Here is a 377-nt window from a genome sequence, read left to right on the forward strand (position 1 = left end):
TCAACGAGGGCCAGGAAATCCTGAGCCGCCTCGACGCGGTCGCGGCGGTCACCGGAGCCCCCATCGGCACCGTCACCGCGGATGCGGGCTACGCCTACGCCAGGATTTTCGCAGGTTTGGAAGACCGCGAGATCACCGGCGTGATCCCGACCAAGGCCGAGCCGATCCGCTCGAAGGTCCCACTCAGACGGTTCCGCTATGACGCGCATCACGACGTCGTCAAATGCCCGCGGGGCAAGGCCCGGACGGCCCAGCAAGGCGAAGATCGCCCATGGCCGGTTCTTCGCGTCGAAGGCACGGGACTGCAAAGGCTGCGACCTTGCACATCTCTGCCTGTCGCCCTCACGCGTCACCAAATCCGTCGTCATCGTCCACGA

At 65.8% G+C, this 377-nt stretch carries 1 pseudogene; it reads left to right on the top strand.

Annotation, left to right across the window (positions count from 1 at the left end):
* A pseudogene (locus Q1B08_RS21775) lies at window positions 1-377 on the top strand (IS5/IS1182 family transposase); the annotation flags it as partial.

It is taken from the genome of uncultured Jannaschia sp. (assembly GCF_947494025.1).
Taxonomy (GTDB): Bacteria; Pseudomonadota; Alphaproteobacteria; order Rhodobacterales; family Rhodobacteraceae; genus Jannaschia.